This is a genomic window from Streptomyces sp. NPDC088733 (assembly GCF_044751185.1).
In the GTDB taxonomy this organism is placed as follows: Bacteria; Actinomycetota; Actinomycetes; order Streptomycetales; family Streptomycetaceae; genus Actinacidiphila.
Genome location: NZ_JBIVLH010000003.1, coordinates 237,499 through 253,306, shown reverse-complemented (window position 1 = coordinate 253,306; position 15,808 = coordinate 237,499). Strand labels below are relative to the sequence as shown.

Annotated in this window: 14 protein-coding genes; 11 read left to right on the top strand and 3 right to left on the bottom strand. The window is 68.3% G+C overall.

What is annotated here, in order from left to right:
* Nucleotides 1–62 precede the first annotated feature (62 nt).
* The 9 genes from ACIP64_RS07250 to ACIP64_RS07210 all read left to right on the top strand — a co-directional run bounded on the left by ACIP64_RS07250 (nucleotide 63) and on the right by ACIP64_RS07210 (nucleotide 11,500).
* Nucleotides 63–908, top strand: a complete 846-nt coding sequence (locus ACIP64_RS07250) for a DegV family protein (protein WP_401582738.1) — start codon at nucleotides 63–65, stop codon at nucleotides 906–908.
* A 516-nt stretch (nucleotides 909–1,424) separates the two neighbouring features.
* Nucleotides 1,425–2,048, top strand: coding sequence for a helix-hairpin-helix domain-containing protein (locus ACIP64_RS07245; RefSeq protein ID WP_401582737.1), 624 nt, complete (start codon nucleotides 1,425–1,427; stop codon nucleotides 2,046–2,048).
* A complete protein-coding gene (locus tag ACIP64_RS07240; protein WP_401582736.1) occupies nucleotides 2,045–4,402 on the top strand; it encodes a ComEC/Rec2 family competence protein in 2,358 nt (785 codons plus the stop codon). The genes ACIP64_RS07245 and ACIP64_RS07240 overlap by 4 nt, the downstream gene beginning before the upstream one ends.
* 126 nt (nucleotides 4,403–4,528) lie before the next feature.
* Entirely contained in the window at nucleotides 4,529–6,097 is a 1,569-nt protein-coding gene (locus ACIP64_RS07235) for a recombinase family protein (protein WP_401582734.1), read from the top strand.
* Between the two features lie 424 nt (nucleotides 6,098–6,521).
* On the top strand, nucleotides 6,522–6,713 hold the full coding sequence (locus ACIP64_RS07230; RefSeq protein ID WP_401582732.1) for a hypothetical protein: 192 nt from the start codon (nucleotides 6,522–6,524) through the stop codon (nucleotides 6,711–6,713).
* Nucleotides 6,714–7,408: 695 nt separating this feature from the next.
* Entirely contained in the window at nucleotides 7,409–7,717 is a 309-nt protein-coding gene (locus ACIP64_RS07225; protein ID WP_401582731.1) for a hypothetical protein, read from the top strand.
* Nucleotides 7,718–8,488: 771 nt separating this feature from the next.
* A complete protein-coding gene (locus ACIP64_RS07220; RefSeq protein ID WP_401582730.1) occupies nucleotides 8,489–9,031 on the top strand; it encodes a hypothetical protein in 543 nt (180 codons plus the stop codon).
* 22 nt (nucleotides 9,032–9,053) lie between these two features.
* A complete protein-coding gene (locus ACIP64_RS07215; protein WP_401582728.1) occupies nucleotides 9,054–9,785 on the top strand; it encodes a hypothetical protein in 732 nt (243 codons plus the stop codon).
* 1,058 nt (nucleotides 9,786–10,843) lie between these two features.
* The gene (locus tag ACIP64_RS07210; protein WP_401582727.1) at nucleotides 10,844–11,500 is read left to right on the top strand and encodes a hypothetical protein; all 657 of its coding nucleotides are present in this window, start codon (nucleotides 10,844–10,846) and stop codon (nucleotides 11,498–11,500) included.
* Between the two features lie 104 nt (nucleotides 11,501–11,604).
* Here ACIP64_RS07210 and ACIP64_RS07205 read toward each other — a convergent pair whose 3' ends face one another.
* Nucleotides 11,605–11,745 carry a hypothetical protein gene (locus ACIP64_RS07205; protein ID WP_401582726.1) on the bottom strand — a complete coding sequence of 47 codons (141 nt, stop codon included), beginning with the start codon at nucleotides 11,743–11,745 and terminating at the stop codon, nucleotides 11,605–11,607.
* A 446-nt stretch (nucleotides 11,746–12,191) separates the two neighbouring features.
* Nucleotides 12,192–12,773: a hypothetical protein gene (locus tag ACIP64_RS07200; RefSeq protein WP_401582724.1), complete on the bottom strand. Its 582-nt coding sequence runs from the start codon at nucleotides 12,771–12,773 to the stop codon at nucleotides 12,192–12,194.
* Nucleotides 12,774–13,199: 426 nt separating this feature from the next.
* Between ACIP64_RS07200 and ACIP64_RS07195 the strand changes: the two genes are divergently transcribed.
* Together ACIP64_RS07195 and ACIP64_RS07190 are read left to right on the top strand one after the other, a co-directional pair.
* Nucleotides 13,200–13,451 carry a GntR family transcriptional regulator gene (locus ACIP64_RS07195; RefSeq protein WP_401582722.1) on the top strand — a complete coding sequence of 84 codons (252 nt, stop codon included), beginning with the start codon at nucleotides 13,200–13,202 and terminating at the stop codon, nucleotides 13,449–13,451.
* Between the two features lie 67 nt (nucleotides 13,452–13,518).
* Nucleotides 13,519–14,010 carry a hypothetical protein gene (locus ACIP64_RS07190; RefSeq protein ID WP_401582720.1) on the top strand — a complete coding sequence of 164 codons (492 nt, stop codon included), beginning with the start codon at nucleotides 13,519–13,521 and terminating at the stop codon, nucleotides 14,008–14,010.
* Between the two features lie 302 nt (nucleotides 14,011–14,312).
* Here ACIP64_RS07190 and ACIP64_RS07185 read toward each other — a convergent pair whose 3' ends face one another.
* Nucleotides 14,313–15,734 (bottom strand): APC family permease, encoded by a 1,422-nt coding sequence (locus ACIP64_RS07185; protein WP_401582718.1) that lies wholly within the window; start codon nucleotides 15,732–15,734, stop codon nucleotides 14,313–14,315.
* Nucleotides 15,735–15,808: the final 74 nt, after the last annotated feature.

The following is a 15,808-nucleotide window of genomic DNA, read 5'->3' as shown; positions in this document are numbered from 1 at the left end:
TCGCGTTCACCTCAGCGGGGCCGTACTGTTGCCGGGCCTTCGGCGCGGGTAACCTCCCGCACATGTCGTCCCATGTCGCCATCGTCACCGATTCCACGGCCTACCTGCCGCAGGAGGCCCTGACCCGGCACCGGATCACCGTGGTCCCGCTGGCGGTGGTCATCGGCGACGAAGCGCTGGAAGAGGGTACCGAGGTCTCCGCCCCCGCGGTCGCCCGAGCCCTGCTGCGCCGCAAGCCCGTCACCACGTCCCGGCCCAGCCCCGAGGAGTTCGCCGCCGCCTACCGCGCGGCGGCGGAGGCCGGGGCCACCGAGATCGTCTCCCTGCATCTGTCCGCCGAGTTCTCCGGGACGTACGACGCCGCTCGGCTGGCGGCGGGGAGCGCGCCGGTGCCGGTGCGGGTGGTGGACACCGCGATGGTCGCCATGGCCCTCGGCTTCCCCGTACTCAGCGCGGCCGAGGCCGCGGAGGCGGGCGGCAGCTCCGACGAGATCGTTGCCGCGGCGGAGAAGCGCGCGTCGGACACGTCCGCGTACTTCTACGTCGACACCCTGGACTACCTGCGGCGCGGCGGCCGCATCGGGGCCGCCCAGGCCCTGCTGGGCTCGGCGCTCGCGGTGAAGCCGCTGCTGCAACTCGACGAGGGCCGCATCCAGCTGATGGAGAAGGTGCGGACCGCGTCCAAGGCGCTGGTGCGCCTGGAGGAGATCGTGGTCGAGCGCGCCGGTTCCCGGCCCGTCGACATCGCCGTGCACCATCTCGCCGCCGCCGACCGCGCCTCCGGCCTCGCGGACCGCCTGCGCAGCCGGCTCCCCGAGCTGCGCACCCTCGTCCTCAGCGAGGTCGGCGCGGTGATCGGCGCCCACACGGGGCCGGGGCTGCTGGGGGCGGTGGTCTCACCCCTGTGAGGTGGGACGGGGGACAGGTGGCTCCCGGCTCCGAGGGGCGTGGGTGCGCAACCCCTGCGGGTGACGGAGTTATCCACAACGGCGGGGTTGTCCACAGGAATTGAGCAAGATCATCTCGGTGGCCGGGCGGGGCCTACCGTCGCGGACATGGGACCGATCACCGCAACCAGCCGCCGTCACCGGCACCTTCACACCAACTCCGTCCGCGACCGCGCCGCGGCGCTTTTCGACCCGCCGCCCGTGCGCCCGCCCGCCGTGCTGAACGGGCCCGCGTCGCGCGGTGGTTCCGTCGGCGTCGATGCGGGTGCGGACGTCGACGTGGGCGCGGACGGGGAGTCACAGGTGCCCGATGCCGTCCGGGGAGGTGCTGCGCCGCCGCGTGGGGCGGCCGCCCGGCACGGACCGCGGAGCGGGTTGGAGCCGCCGGGACCATTCCGACCTGCGAGTCGGCGCGGTACGGCCTGGCGGCCGGCGCTGACCGAGCGGCTGCCCACGTGGTTCGCGCTGCGGTGCGGGATGGAGCCGAGGACCGCGCTCGCGCTCGCCGTCGTGCTGGTCGTCGCGATCGGTTTCGCGGCGCACCACTTCTGGACGGGGAGGCCGCGCACCGTCGCGGTGCCCCCGGCCGTCGCCACGCTCCCCGCGGCCGCGGCCGCGGCCGCCCCCGCGGCTGCCGGCTCCCGCACACCGCGTCCGGAGCCGGGCCCGCAGGCGGCCCTGGTCGTCGACGTGGCCGGCAAGGTCCGGCACCCGGGTCTGCGGCGGCTGCCGACCGGGGCGCGGGTCGCCGACGCGCTGGAGGCGGCCGGGGGAGCGCTGCCCGGGGCCGACACCAGCGCCCTGAACCTCGCCCGCAGGCTGGCCGACGGCGAGCAGATCGTCGTCGGCCGGGCCGCCGCGCCCGGCATGCCCGTCCTCGCGGCACCGGGCGCCGCGCCCGCCCCGCCCGCCGCCGTGAGCCTGAACGGCGCCACCGCGGATCAGCTGGACACCCTCCCCGGCGTCGGCCCGGTCCTGGCACGGCACATCCTCGAGTACCGCGCCCAGCACGGCGGTTTCACCTCCGTCGACCAGCTCCGGGACGTCAACGGCATCGGCGACCGCCGCTTCGCCGACCTCAAACCGCTGGTGACGCCGTGAGCACCCGCCGCCCCGCGGTGCACGCGGAAGCGGCCTCGCCCCGGGGCTCGTCCCATCCGCGTCAAGAGGGGCCCGCGGACCTGCGGTTGGTCCTGCCGGCCCTGGCCGCGTGGATCGCCGCGGGCGTCGCGCTCGGCGCACCCGGGGCAGTGGCGACCGGGTTCTGCGCGGCCGGGGCGCTCGTGGGGGCGGGCCTGCTCCTGGCGCCCCGGCTCCTGCGGCGGAGCCTGCCGGTGAGCACCCTCACGGCGGTGGCGGCCGCGCTGCTCTGCGCCACCGCCTCCGCCGCCGTGGCGGTCCTGCACGCCGCCGACCTCCACCGGGGCCCGCTGCCGGGCCTCGCCGCCCAACACGCGCACGCCCGCGTCGAGATCACCCTCACCGCGGACCCCCGGACGATCCGGCCCCATGTGCGCGGCGCGGCCCGCGCGCCCGCCGCCGTGCTGCTCGAAGCCGAGGCGGTGCGTGTCACCGCGCGCGGCACGACGACCGCCGTGCGCACGCCCGTGCTGCTCGTCGCCCGGCAACCGGTCGCCCCCTGGATGACCTTGCTCCCCTCGACGCGGCTCCTCGTGGAAGGCCGGCTGGCCCCGCCCGCCCACCCGGGCGACCGAGTCGCCGCGGTGCTGTCCGTGCGCGGACCACCGCGCGCCGTCGGGCAGCCGTCGGCCGTGCAGCGCTTCGCCGGCGGGCTGCGCGCGGGCCTGCGCACGGCCTCCGAGCACCTGGCGCCCGACGCCCGCGCCCTGCTGCCCGGTCTCGTGGTGGGAGACACCACGCGCATCGGCCCGGAGCTCCACGAGGCCTTCGAGGCCACCGACCTGACCCATCTCACCGCCGTCAGCGGGTCGAACCTCTCCCTCGTCCTGGTCCTGCTCATCGGGCCGCCCGGCATCGCGCTGCGCGCCGAACGCCGGGGCCTGGCCCCGCGACTGGCGCTCCCGCTGCACACCACCGCGGTGCTCGGCGGACTGCTCACGCTCGCGTTCGTCGTGGTGTGCCGTCCCGACCCCAGCGTGCTGCGCGCGGCGGCCTGCGGCCTGATCACCCTGCTGGCCATCGGCACCGGGCGGCGCCGCTCACTCCTGCCGGCCCTGTGCGCGGCCGTCCTGCTGCTGCTCCTCCACGACCCCTGGCTCGCCCGCTCGTACGGCTTCGCCCTCTCCGTGCTGGCCACCGGAGCCCTGCTGACGCTCGCCCCGCGGTGGAGCGAGGCCCTGTGCCGCCGACGGATCCCGCCCCGCCTCGCCGAGGTCCTCGCGGCGTCCGCCGCCGCCCAGGCCGTCTGCGCCCCGCTCATCGCCGTGCTCGCCGCCCACGTCAGCCTGGTCGCCGTTCCGTGCAACCTGCTGGCCGAACTCGCCGTCGCTCCCGCCACCGTGCTCGGTTTCGCCGCGCTGGCCACCGCGCCGCTGCTCATGCCCGCCGCCAAGGCCCTTGCCTGGCTCGCCGGTCTGCCCACCGGATGGATCGCCGCCGTCGCCCGGCACGGGGCCGCCCTCCCCGGCGCCACGGTGGACTGGCCGGGCACATGGACGGGCGCCTTCCTGCTCGCGGCGGTGGTGGCGGCCGTCGTCGCCGCAGGCCGCCGTCTGCTGCGCCGGCCCTGGCTGTGCGCGGCGGCGGTGCTGCTGGTCGCGCTGACCGTCGTCCGGCCCGTCCCGCTGCCCCGGGCCGTGACGGGGTGGCCGCCGCCCGACTGGCGCATGGTCGCCTGCGACGTCGGTCAGGGCGACGCCCTGGTGCTCTCGGCGGGCGGCCAGGGCACCGCGGTGGTCGTCGACACCGGGCCCGAACCCCGACTGGTCGACCGCTGCCTGCGGTCGCTGCGCATCCGGGCCGTCCCGCTCCTCGTCCTGACCCACTTCCACGCCGACCACGTCGACGGCCTCCCCGGCGTCCTGCGCGGACGGGCCGTCGGCGCCATCGAGACGACCACCCTCGACGAGCCCGCCGACCAGGCGGCCTTCGTCCGCGCCCGGGCGGCCGCGGCCCATGTACCCGTGATCCGTGCCGCCGCGGGCGAGCACCGCCGCCTCGGCCCGCTCGACTGGCGCGTCCTGTGGCCCCCGGCCGCGCCCACGGCCCTCCCCGTCGGAGACGACGCCAATCCGAACGACGCCAGCGTGACGCTCCTTGTACGCATCGCCGGGCTCACCGTGCTCCTCCTCGGCGACCTCGAACCCGACGCCCAGCGGGCCCTGCTGACGGCCGCGCCCGACCTGGGCCGCATCGACGTGCTGAAGGTCGCCCATCACGGCTCGGCCTACCAGGACCCCGCCCTGCTCGCCCGGCTCCGCCCCCGGCTGGCCCTCATCAGCTGCGGCAGGGACAACCCGAAGGCTCTCGATTAGTAGTCCTGGGAGCCACCCACCATGACCGCATCTGCGCAGGTCAATGGCCATGAGCCTTCGACACACGCACATCCTCACGTGACGACTACCACCACACTCCGCGGAGTCAGCGTGCTCCGGCTGTCCGTGCTGACGGACGAAACCACGAGCCCTGAGCGTCAGCGGGCGGCGAATCGCGCGGCAGCCGTGTCACTGGGTATCGACCTGGGCGACCGGGAAGCTGTCGACCTGGGGGTGTCCGCCAGCAAGACCACACCTTTTCAGCGTCCGGAGCTGGGACCGTGGCTGACTGAGCGCACCGACGAGTTCGACGCGCTTGTGTGCTGGCGGTTTGACCGGCTTGTCCGCAGCATGGCGGACATGAACGTGCTCGTGGAGTGGGCGCGCGTGCATCGAAAGATGATCGTCTTCGCTGAGGGTCCGGGCGGACGGCTCGTGCTGGACTTCCGCAACGGCGTAGACCTGATCACGCAACTCATCCTGCAAATCTTCGCGTTCGCTGCGGAGTTCGAAGCTCAGTCCATCCGTGAGCGCGTCACGAGCGCGCAGGCGGCCATGCGTGTGATGCCACTTCGCTGGCGTGGTAGCCGGCCACCGTATGGGTACATGCCCGCTCCGCTCGAAGGTGGCGGGTGGACGCTGGTGCAGGACCCGGAGACCGTGCCAGTGATTGAGCGGATCATCCGCGAACTTGTGGACGGCAAGTCCGCTGCGGCAATCGCAACTGCGCTCAACGACGACTGCATACCCTCTCCGCGCGACTACTGGAGTTTGCGGCAGGGACGCGAGACCGGTGGGAAGACGGGCGGCAAGGCAGGCGAGACAGTCACCCGCGGACGCTTCGCCTGGCGACACGGCACGGTCAAAGGAGTGCTCACTTCTGAGCGCATTCTCGGTTGGAAGACGACCGGGGACCGCCCCGTCCGTGACAGCGAAGGTGCGCCGGTCATGGCTACCGCTGAGCCGATTCTGACGCGCGAAGAGTTCGACGCAGTAGGCGCGCTCTTCGCGGAGCTGTCCGTGGACAACAACGGGGCGGAGCGCGTCGACACCGTTTCGCTTCTCCTGCGCGTGATCATGTGCGCTGGCTGTGGTGAGCGTATGTACCTACAGCGGGCAGGCGGCACGGAAACGTATAAATGTGGGTCTTTCACGCGCGGACACTCGTGCGAAGCACGCGCAACTGTGAAACGCGAGTGGGCAGACGATTTCGCTGAGCGGGAGTTCCTGCGCGCTGCCGGCAGCCTCAGGCTCACACGGACGAAGACCATTCCCGGTTACAGCCCGCAGGCGGAGATTGCCGCGACTACCGCCGAATATGAAGCGCACATGAGCGAGCAGGGACGGCAGAAGTCCAATTCGGCGCGGGCTGCCTGGCAGAAGCGTGCGGATGCGCTGGACACACGGCTTGCCGAACTTGAGGCACGCGAAGCCACGGAGCCCCGCACTGAAGTCGTGCACGTTGGCCGCACCTTCGCGGACGAGTGGAAGGCCGCGGACACGGCGGGCAGGCGCGCAATGCTCGTTGATGCAGGCGCACGGTTGATCGTCGTAAAAGCAAAGCGCGGCAAGTACCTGCGACTTGACGAAAGCAGGGTGCGCTTCGAACTGCGGCACGAGTTCTACAGCGGAGCTGCCGACGTGATGCGCGACCTAGCGTCCGATCTTGAGGCAGAAGCCCTAACCGCTGTCTAGTCAACACCAAAGAACAGCACAGAAATGGCAGCAGCCCCGGGCATATCTTGCCGGATCGACCGGGGCCGCTGTCCTCAACAGAGGAATGCACCACTATGCCACAAACCACGAGCGGCCCGCGACGCGATACACACAATGACCGTGCGGCAGCGGAGATAGCAGAGCTGAACGGCCGACTTACGGGCCTGTACACGGCCATGGTCGCCGGAAACGGGAACGAGCGAACCCGCGCACAAATCCGGGCTTCTGAGGCGCTGCTGAGCGCGCTGCAAGGATTCCCGCAGGAGATGGCAGCAGGTGCGCCGACTATCCGCGTGCCCGCACGGTCTCGCCGGCGGCCAGTACGGCGGCCATGAACAGGGTAGGCCTTCGACGCTGCCACTCCTCTGTGTAGGCATCTTCACGCGCAGAGGAGAGAGAGACCGTGAACGCCAACACCCTTATCGAGATCATCATGTCGTGGACGTCAGAACAGCACAGCCACCGTGGCCGACTCGCCCGTGCCTTCCGGGACAACATGGGCGACGATCCGCACTTGCAGGCCCAGCGGTTGACCCTGCTGGGGATCCACGCTGAGAAGCAGTCGCAGCGGAAGGCCGGCCTAGCGCTGGTGTAGCCGCTGTGACACACAAGGAAAGCCGTCTGGCACTGCGCCGGGCGGCTTTTCCATGCCTGAGTTTAGGGACTTTCGTGGACTTGCCGTGTCCCGTAACCCTCTTTCGGGGACTACGCCCGTCCCGAAACCGCCTTTAGGGACACGCCAAGTGTCCACGAAACGCACTTTAGGGACGCCCGTAGTCCCCGAAAGGAACGAAATCAATGACCCGATCAGAGCTGCTGTCGCTGCTCCGCGAAGCCGAAGCCGCGCTGTGGAGCGCAATAGCCAGCGGCGGTGACCCTGTAGCCGAAGCCCATAGACGGATCTCGGACGCACTGCGCGCCGAAGCTGCCGCTACAGCCGATGGAGCCTGCCAGTGCTGCGGAAACGTGCTCGTACAGCCCGCTACGGGGCGTCCACGCATGTACTGCGGGGACACGTGCAAGCGGCGCGTGTACCGAGCTCGTCGGGCCGGCTGAGGACAGCGCAGAAGGGACCGGCAGCCGGTTGGTTAGCTGTCTGTTCCTTTTCTATATCTGTGGTTACCAATAATCAGATTTAACTAAGAGTCTCTAAGAGCAACCGGAACCTCGGTAACGGTTCATCGAGAAAAGGAACATCCCGTGATCGGCTTTGGGAACACCCCCGGCTGTGAGGCGTGCGGAACGTGGCTGACTGGCCGACAGACGCGCTACTGCTCGCGGACGTGCCAGATGCGCGCCTACCGCCGTGAGAAGGCGCAGCAGCCTGCCGAGCGCGTCTGTGTGCTGTGCGGCGCCACGTTCCGCCCCCGGCGCGGTAAGCAGACCTTTTGTGACTTCGAAGCGGACGCCACCCAGTCGTGCGCGCTGCTCCAGACCGAACGGGCCGTACTTGCCGATCGGCGCGACGGCGAGCGCTGGGACAAGGCGTGTGAGCACTGCGGCCAAGACGCGGGATGGGAAGGCAGCGGCCGGCCCCGTCGCTTCTGTGGCAGCCGGTGCAAGACCGCGTTCTATCGCGCAGCCAAGCGCAAAGAGTGAGCTAGATCACGTGCCATCAGGCTCCAATTAGCAGCCTTTCCAGCCTTCGACACACCAGTTACTAATTAGAGGCAGGTTTTCCGCCTCACGCGGGCGCCGTCACCAAGCCCGCCGCATATACGACCCCCGCTCGGGTGGAGTTTCCGCAGTGGCTGTGACGGCCCGCTGTGGTGATTCCCCGGGCGGGGGCTCTTCATATCCGCCGTCACCCCAGAGGAACCCTTGTGTCTCGCGAAGACGCCCGCCTGCGCGCCTCCATTCACGCGCGTGAAAGAGCGCTAGCACGGTGGGCAAGACAGTATCCCGAGCAACACGCCGCCATGGTGGGAGCGGTAGCCAAAGTGCGCGCTGAGCGTGGCGAACCGACTGAGCACGCGTGCGCATTGTGCGGCGCTCCCGCGGATGAGTGGCAGTTGACGCGGCTGCGTTTCGTGGAAGGCCTGCGCTTCATCGCGTACAGCGACGACGTAGGGCACTACTCACCCCAGTGCGCACCGTGCGCTATTGCTACGCAAAGTTGGCGTATAGCCGCGCTGAGCGCCGGTCGCTATGACGCTGTGCTGGGGGACGTCGAGTGAGCGCTGAGGAGCGGCAGTTCCCAATCTTGCCGTGCGCACTACCGCGTTCGGTGCCCTAGCTGCTGACCTGGAGATGAAACGTGAACCCTACCGACGCACTTGACGTAGTAGAGGACATCGTTACGGTACCCACCGACACAATCCGCCGTAACGACCTGCTGAATGCCCTGTCCATTCTTCGACGGGCGGTCTCGTGAACAGTGAGACGCGTAAATGGGTGCTGGCCGCGCGTGCGGCCGTTCATTCGATCGCCCGCCAACAGGGTTGGGACGGCGACACCTTCGCCGCCAAGCCATCGACCCGCGCAGATGCCGTTCTGTACGTCCAGAGCAACGTGCCGCTGCCGCTGGACCTTGATGTCGATACAGCAGACGGGATCCTCACCGACGCAGCGTACGCCCGGATAGGTGCGCTTATGGACAGTGCCTCAGCCATACCTGCTCGGTTGCCTCCCAACGACATTGCCCTACGTTTTATCGAGTTGAACACCGAGCGTGTTTATGTGGGCCGCTGGTCACGGATGGACGCGCTATATCGGGCGGTGCGGGCCTACGCCAAACGGTATTCGCTCGGCAGACCCCCCACAGTCGAAGAACTTGAGAACGTAGTACGCGCGCTGGGGTACGAGATCTCTTGGACTGAGCACCCGAGAGACGGATTCCTGCGTGTTATCCATGGCATGCAGTTCACCCCAGGTGAATGGGCTGGTGCCCGCACGTATACGCAAGCCGCGTAAGCTAGTAAAGGACTAACACGCCATGTCACTCGATATTATTGCCGGCGCACAGGACTTTGTCGTTAGCGGTATTGACCTTCCGCCCAACGTCAAGAAAGCGATGGCCGCTCACGACGCAGCATTCGAAAAGCTCGTTGAGTTTGACGGCGAGAACGACGACGTGCTGAACCCAATGTTTGAGTCGTACTGGGAAGAGCGCGACCGTGAAGCCGGTGCACAGGCTGTGCGCGAAGGTCGCGACCCCATGGCGCTGCCGTCGCTACTGGCCGACGCGCGTAACCGGCGCAACCTGGCCATCGGCGCCCGTGAGGCAATGCGCCTGGAGCTGCGTCGGCTTCGTGGAGAGCTGCACAAGGCCTACATGGCAGCAGTGCCGACCCTCGTGGCTGCCGCCGGCAAGACGTACGCCGATGCCGCAGATGCGTACGAGAAGGCCCAACGGGAAGCAGAGCGGGCGCGATCAGCCTTCCACGCCGCTGCCGCCCGACGTCGTGTGCTGGCCCACCAGGCCCACGGTCGCACGGCAGCAGGGCACTTGCGCGCTGAGGCTGGTTCGCGTGGCGCCGCGGAGGTTGACGAGTTTGATGCGCTGCTCGCCGCTGAGGGGATCGTGGAGCCGCGGGGGGATGGCTCCAGCGACTTCCCGCCCGAGCCGAAGGTGACCATCGCTGTACAGGGCGTCGCCTACGTCGTCACGGCGGACAAGGCCGCGAAGCTCGTGCGCGCTGGAGTTGGGAAGGTGATCAGCAAGTGACCACCGATGACCAGCTCAGCCGCGAGGATCTCAAGCAGATGAACCCGAAGAGATCGTGATGGCGAAGGTCTCCGGGCGGCTTGATTCGCTGCTGGGGCGCCGCTGATGGCTTGGGGGTCATTGCTGGGCGTGGTGCTTGGCAGTGGCCCCCGTTCTCGTTGAGAAGTGAGTACGCATGCAACTTCGTGTCGGAGTTGGCCACCGACTTGTGCTCGCTGGTCAGCAGTACAGCGCTGGGGACACGATCGACGTGGCCGACGAACACGCCGCGCAGTGGCTCAGTACGGGCATGGTGCTGCCCGCGGATGGTGTCTGGCCGACGCAGCCCCCTCACCGTGAGCAGACTGCCCCGAAGCCTGAGGCTGAGCCGGCTGCGATCAGCGCTCATGAGCCGTGCGCCCCGGGTCCGCAACCCCAGGGTAAGCGCACTATGCAGACTTGCCCCGTTGCCGGCTGTCCCTGCCTTACGTGGTCTGGCAAGTGTCGTGCTCACGCGCGAACTGACAGCAGCGGCAGACGGTACAAGTCAGCGCACAAGGACGCGTCTTCAAATTTGCTGCACCGATGGGCACGGGAGAGTAGGGCGTACCTCCGGGATCATCCTTACTGCGAGTGTGCCGAGTGCGTCATGATTCCTGAGCCGCTTCGGCCAGCAGCGCAGGAAGTAGACCACCGTGACGGGCTTGGTCTGCTGGGGCCGCGTGCCTTCGACCCGGACAACTGGCAGTCGCTGACTAAGGCGCATCACTCCCGCAAGACAGCAGGAGAGAGCTTCGGTGGATAGCCGGGCCCCGCGCTGTACGCGTTGCGCAGTCACGCTGAGCAATCGTCCCTGATGTCCGATTCAGGTGGTAGGGGTAGGTAGGTAACCCTTACCCCATTGGGCCAAAGGACGCGGGGGAGGGCGCTGCCCGGTTTGCCCAGTTCAAAGACCCCGATGTGACGTGCGCCACACGCACGCACGGTGACTGCCCTTATCGTGCCACCGAAGGCCTATTTGGCAGGGCTCCACGCAGCCGACTACCTGACGTGGCGACTGGCCGGTATAACTACACCCCGTGATGCGCATGTTGGCCGATGGGTCGAGTGAGACGTTCTGGACGGCATTGGGTGCCGTGGCGGCAGTCCTGGCAATCCCTACGGCGGTCATGCTCGGCTGGCTGTCCTACAGGGCGGTTTGGCCTCGGCGCACCATTGAGTGGTCTGCCTCAATCAGCCCTCTTGTGCACGGCGCAGCGCACACAAGCAGACTCACGGTCGAGTTCAGCGGCACTCGGCTTCGCCACCCGCACATCGTCGAAGTCCATCTACTCAATGAGGGCAAAAAGGACATTGAACCCGCGCACTTCAGCGGCCATCCCATCGAGATCACTTCGACTGGACGCGTAGTAGGCGTACTCCAACAGCTCTCATCGCCAGGCCGGCGACCGTTCAACACCACCGAGCACCCGAACCGCGTGGAGTTGGACCCCAGTACGCCGCTCCACAGCAAACAAGTCCTCCGCTACGTTTTCCTTGTCGACGGACCCGACCCGGAGATTGATATAATTGCTTCAACGCTTAACTGCGACTTGAAGCGAATCGAATCGCTGGACGTCCAGATCGCGAGGAATTCACGCCGCCGCATGCGCATGCTTCTTCTTCTCAATGCCTTCCTGGCCCTGTCTTGTGTCACCACCGCCCTGATCGCGGTCAACCGGCTCCCGCACCGCTGATCGCAGCGGCGCTGAGAGGGTTCAAGCCGAGACGGCAACACCGAAGCCCCGTAGTGACCCTGGCGTGATTCTGGGGCCGCCACGGGGCTTCGGTGTGTTCGCGGCTACTGCTGGCGCTCCTGCGACGCTGTCGGGTTGTGGCCCTGCTGGTGCTGCTGCCATGCCGCCGCATTGGGCTGGGGCTGCGACTTGCGGCGGGTGAGGCGGACGACAGCGATGATCACGACGACTGGTATGACCAGCACCAGGATCAGGATCAGCTCCGGTGCCCCGAGTCTTCCAAACATACATTCCTCCGAACGTCTTGATTTAGTGGTGCTGACTGCGTAGCGGGATGTTTCCATCGGTAGCCGTGCACACACAACCCGCACATTCGCAGTGGCTCATCGGAGTTACTGACCGCGTGAACGACGGAGCCCCGCACTGACTGGCCACTGTGGCTAGTGAGTACGGGGCTTCTTTGCGTTGCTAGCCAGCGAGGCGCCGCCAACTGACGCCAGGCACGCAGATGTCACACGAGCACATCGGCCACGCGTACGACTGCAACGGCTCGTCACCGCTCGTGCCCCACACCGGGCTGAAGCTGCGGCCACTGTTCCGGCTGATTCGCAGCGTCATCAGCGGACGGGGCTCAGCGAAGCTCGCGACGACGGCGGCAATCGCTTCGGGCCACGGTGCCGACTCCCACCCGTCACTCATCATCGGCTTCGTCCTTCGGCAGCCGAAGCCCACGCGACTCAGCGACGCGCACGACGTTCACAAGCGCGTTCGACAACTGCGCAAGCAGGTACCGCGCCTGCGTGGGCTCAAGCGGCTGCTCTACCGCAAGCACCTGCCGTGCCATCTCGTGCATGTCGCTGGCGAACTTGAGCTGCGAGCGTTCTACGTCGTCTGCCATCTGCGCGACCACGCCATGCGGGTTGTCGTTCGGCGTGTACGCAGGCTTGCCATCCGCGTCGGTCCACGGAAGTAGTCTCAGACCACCGATGCCCTGCACGGGTTCCGGCTGAGTCTGCGAAGCCCACGTGTGGCACGCGTCGTTCACGTGGTCGGTGCCGTTGTGGTTGGCCTGCAAGTTACAAGCCCCATGCCGCCAACTGTCAGGGGGCACGTCGGGAAGGTCGCCGCATGTGCGCGGCCACGTGTTCCCCATTGAATCCCGGTGGTCGCAGGCGTGGTTGCCGCTGAGCATGCACGGGAAGTCCGTGTTACCGCCCCGGTTCATGCACGGCGGGAAGTCGGCGTTGCTGAGGGGCACGACGAAGTCACTCATGCGACACGCTCCGGCATGAAGTCCTGCCCCATGGCTGCCAGCGCGAGAGCACGCCGCCTTTCCCGCTGTCGCCGTGTTTCCTCTGCGTGCTCGTGGTGGACGAGGTAGCGGGGCACTAGCGGCAGGTCGTCTGCGTCGATCACCACCGTTGGCTGCGGGGAACGGTGAGGGGGCAGTTCGGTGCCTGTGCGCCGTGCCGGCTGGGGTGCGTCTGCACGACGCTTCCCGCGACCGGGCAGCAGCCACGTGGCAAGCGCAGCGATAAGGTCCCGCATAGGTCGACTCCAAATCAGTCGGCTTAGCCCCGGTACGGAAGTAGGCGCTTCCTGCCGGGGCGCTTCTGTCTCTGGCGCTCTCCACGGTACTCGCAGTTATCCACGGTTATCTACGGATGCACAGAAGACCGTAGGTACCCACGCTGGATCTATGGAGCTTGACCGCACGCGCCCGCTGTGGCGGCAGATCGCAGCGGAGATCATCCGGCGCATCCAGGACGGCAGCTACCCGCCCGGAAGCCGTGTGCCTTCGACGCTGGAAATCGCGCAAGAGTTCGAAGTTGTGAACGCGACGGCATCGAAGGCTATGAAGCACGTGCGCGAAGAGGGCTGGACGCGCGGGGAAGTCGGGCTAGGGACGTTCGTCGCTGACCCGCTGCCGCCGGCGAACCCTTCTGCGTAGTGCCGCCCGCTGGTCAACTCCGGATTCGCCCCCCCGCAGTACAGACTCCGCTGCTTGAATGCGGCGCATGGTGGATGTCTGGGGGACTGTGGTCGGTGCTGGCGCCGTGATAGCAGGCGCGGTCCTTACTGGGGGCTTCACGCTTCTGAAGGGGCGCCAGGAGGGTGCGGAGAAGGAGCGTGACCGACTTGAGCAGCGAGCGGTGCGGCATCGTGAGCTTCGCCGGGACGCTTACCTTGCCCTCTTGAATGCAGGGGAAGAGATTTACGCACTCCAAGATCAGCACCGCGATCTAGAGCCAGCGGCGAGGGTTGAGCTGAATGTGACGATCGATGCCACGCTAGCGAAGCTCCATCAGTGCCTGGCAGTCGTGAGGTTGGAAGGGCCGGCTCACGTCGCAGAGTCTGCTGAAGTCCTTGTGAACCACTACCGAGACCTAACCGGCCTGGTGCTTGTGCAGAACGACATAAGTCCGCTGATGCGTGCGCGGATGGCGGCCCTAGGTGCTCAAAGCGAGTTCCTGGCCGCAGCATCCGCGGCACTGGATAGTGAGCGCTGACCAGGGCGGACGTGCTACAACTACAAGTCACGAGCCTACGGAAACCCCTACGGCCACCCCTCACCGCGCACGATCGGTGCCCTTCGCGCCCAGGGCACCACCGTTCTCCGCACCGACACCGACGGACCCCTCGCCGTCCTCGGCGACACCGCCCGTCTCCGCGCCGTGCCCATGGGCCATTCCCCATGACGCCGGGCCCGTGGGTCCCGGTGGCGCCAACAGCGCTGGCGAAGCGGTGCAGTCGGGACCCTGCGCCCGGGCACCCGGCCCGGACCGGGTGCCGGCGGTGATGCGCGGCGCTCTCAGCGCCCGTCGAGGCCCAGTTCCTCCTCCGGCACGGAGATCACCCAGCGGGTGCTCTGCCGCGGCCGGAGATAGAACCACCAGTAGGCGAGGGAGGCCACCACGATCACGCCGGTGATCACCAGATCCTGCGCGGTCTGCTGGACCAGCACGTAGGCCAGCACCGCGACCAGCAGCACCGGCACCGCCGGCCACAGCGGCATGCGCCACGCCGAGCGCTCCTTGTGGCCGCCCCTGCGCGACCCGAGCGCCGCGAGCGCGACCACGATGTACATCGCGGCGACCGCGACACCCGTCACCCCGCTCAGGGTCTCCACGGGCACGAAGCACAGCACCGCCCCCGGCACACCCACCGCCAGCGTGGCGATCCACGGCGCCCCGAAGCGCTTGCTGAGCGTCCCGAACGCCTTGTTGACCGCCGTCGGCCAGGCGCGGTCGCGCGCCGAGGCGTACAGCACACGGGAGTTCTGGATCACCATCACGATGCCCGCGTTGATGATCGCCAGCGCGATGCACAGGCTGATGAAGGTGCCGACCGCCGAGTTGCTCCAGCCCCGTACCAGGGCCGACAGGTCGCCCGCCGTCAGGGAGTTCATGTCGGGGGCGCCCAGCGTGATGGCGATCGTCGGGACGATCACCACCAGCGCGCCGATGCCCAGCGTCCACAGCACGGTGCGTGAGACGGTGCGGCGCGGGTTCTCCATCTCCTCCGACAGGTAGACGGCGGTGCTGAACCCCTGGAGCACGAACAGCGCGATCGCCAGGCCCGCGACGATCGTGCCGGCCGTGACCGCCGTGCTCAGCCCGTGCGCGCCCTGGGTCACCGGGTGGACCAGCACCGAGGCGGGCCGGGCGCTGTGCGAGAAGCCCAGGAACGCCACCATGCCGGCCGCCACGACCTCCAGCACGAGGAAGATGCCGGTGATCCAGGCGTTGGCCCGCAGGTCCAGCAGGCCCATCACGGTCGCCAGCAGCATGACCGCCGCCCCCGCGACCTTGGGATCGATCTGCGCGAGCGGCGCCAGGTACTCACCGGTGCCCAGCGCGATGATCGGCGGCACGATCATGACCACGATCAGGGACAGCACGAACACGATCCATCCGGCCAGCCGGCCGATCAGCGTGCCGACCATCGCGTACTCGCCGCCCGCACTGGGGATCAGCGTGCCGAGCTCGGAGTAGCAGAAGGCCACCGCGATGCAGAGCACCGCCGCGATCACGATGGTCAGCGCGGTGCCCGTCCCCAGGTCCGCGAAGAGCGGCGGCACGATGACGAACAACGACGACGCGGGCGTCAGGCACGAGAGCGTCAGCAGTGTTCCGCCGACGACGCCGATCGACCGCTTCAGCGCCGCGGGCGCCTCGATGGGCGGGGCCAGGGGCGAGTGCGGGGCCGCCGGCGGGTGAAGCGTGTCGGTCATGCGCGCATCCGATCAGGTCGGGCTGAAGGGGGCTGCAGCCTCCGGTCGAGGAACCGAGGAACCGAGGAACCGAG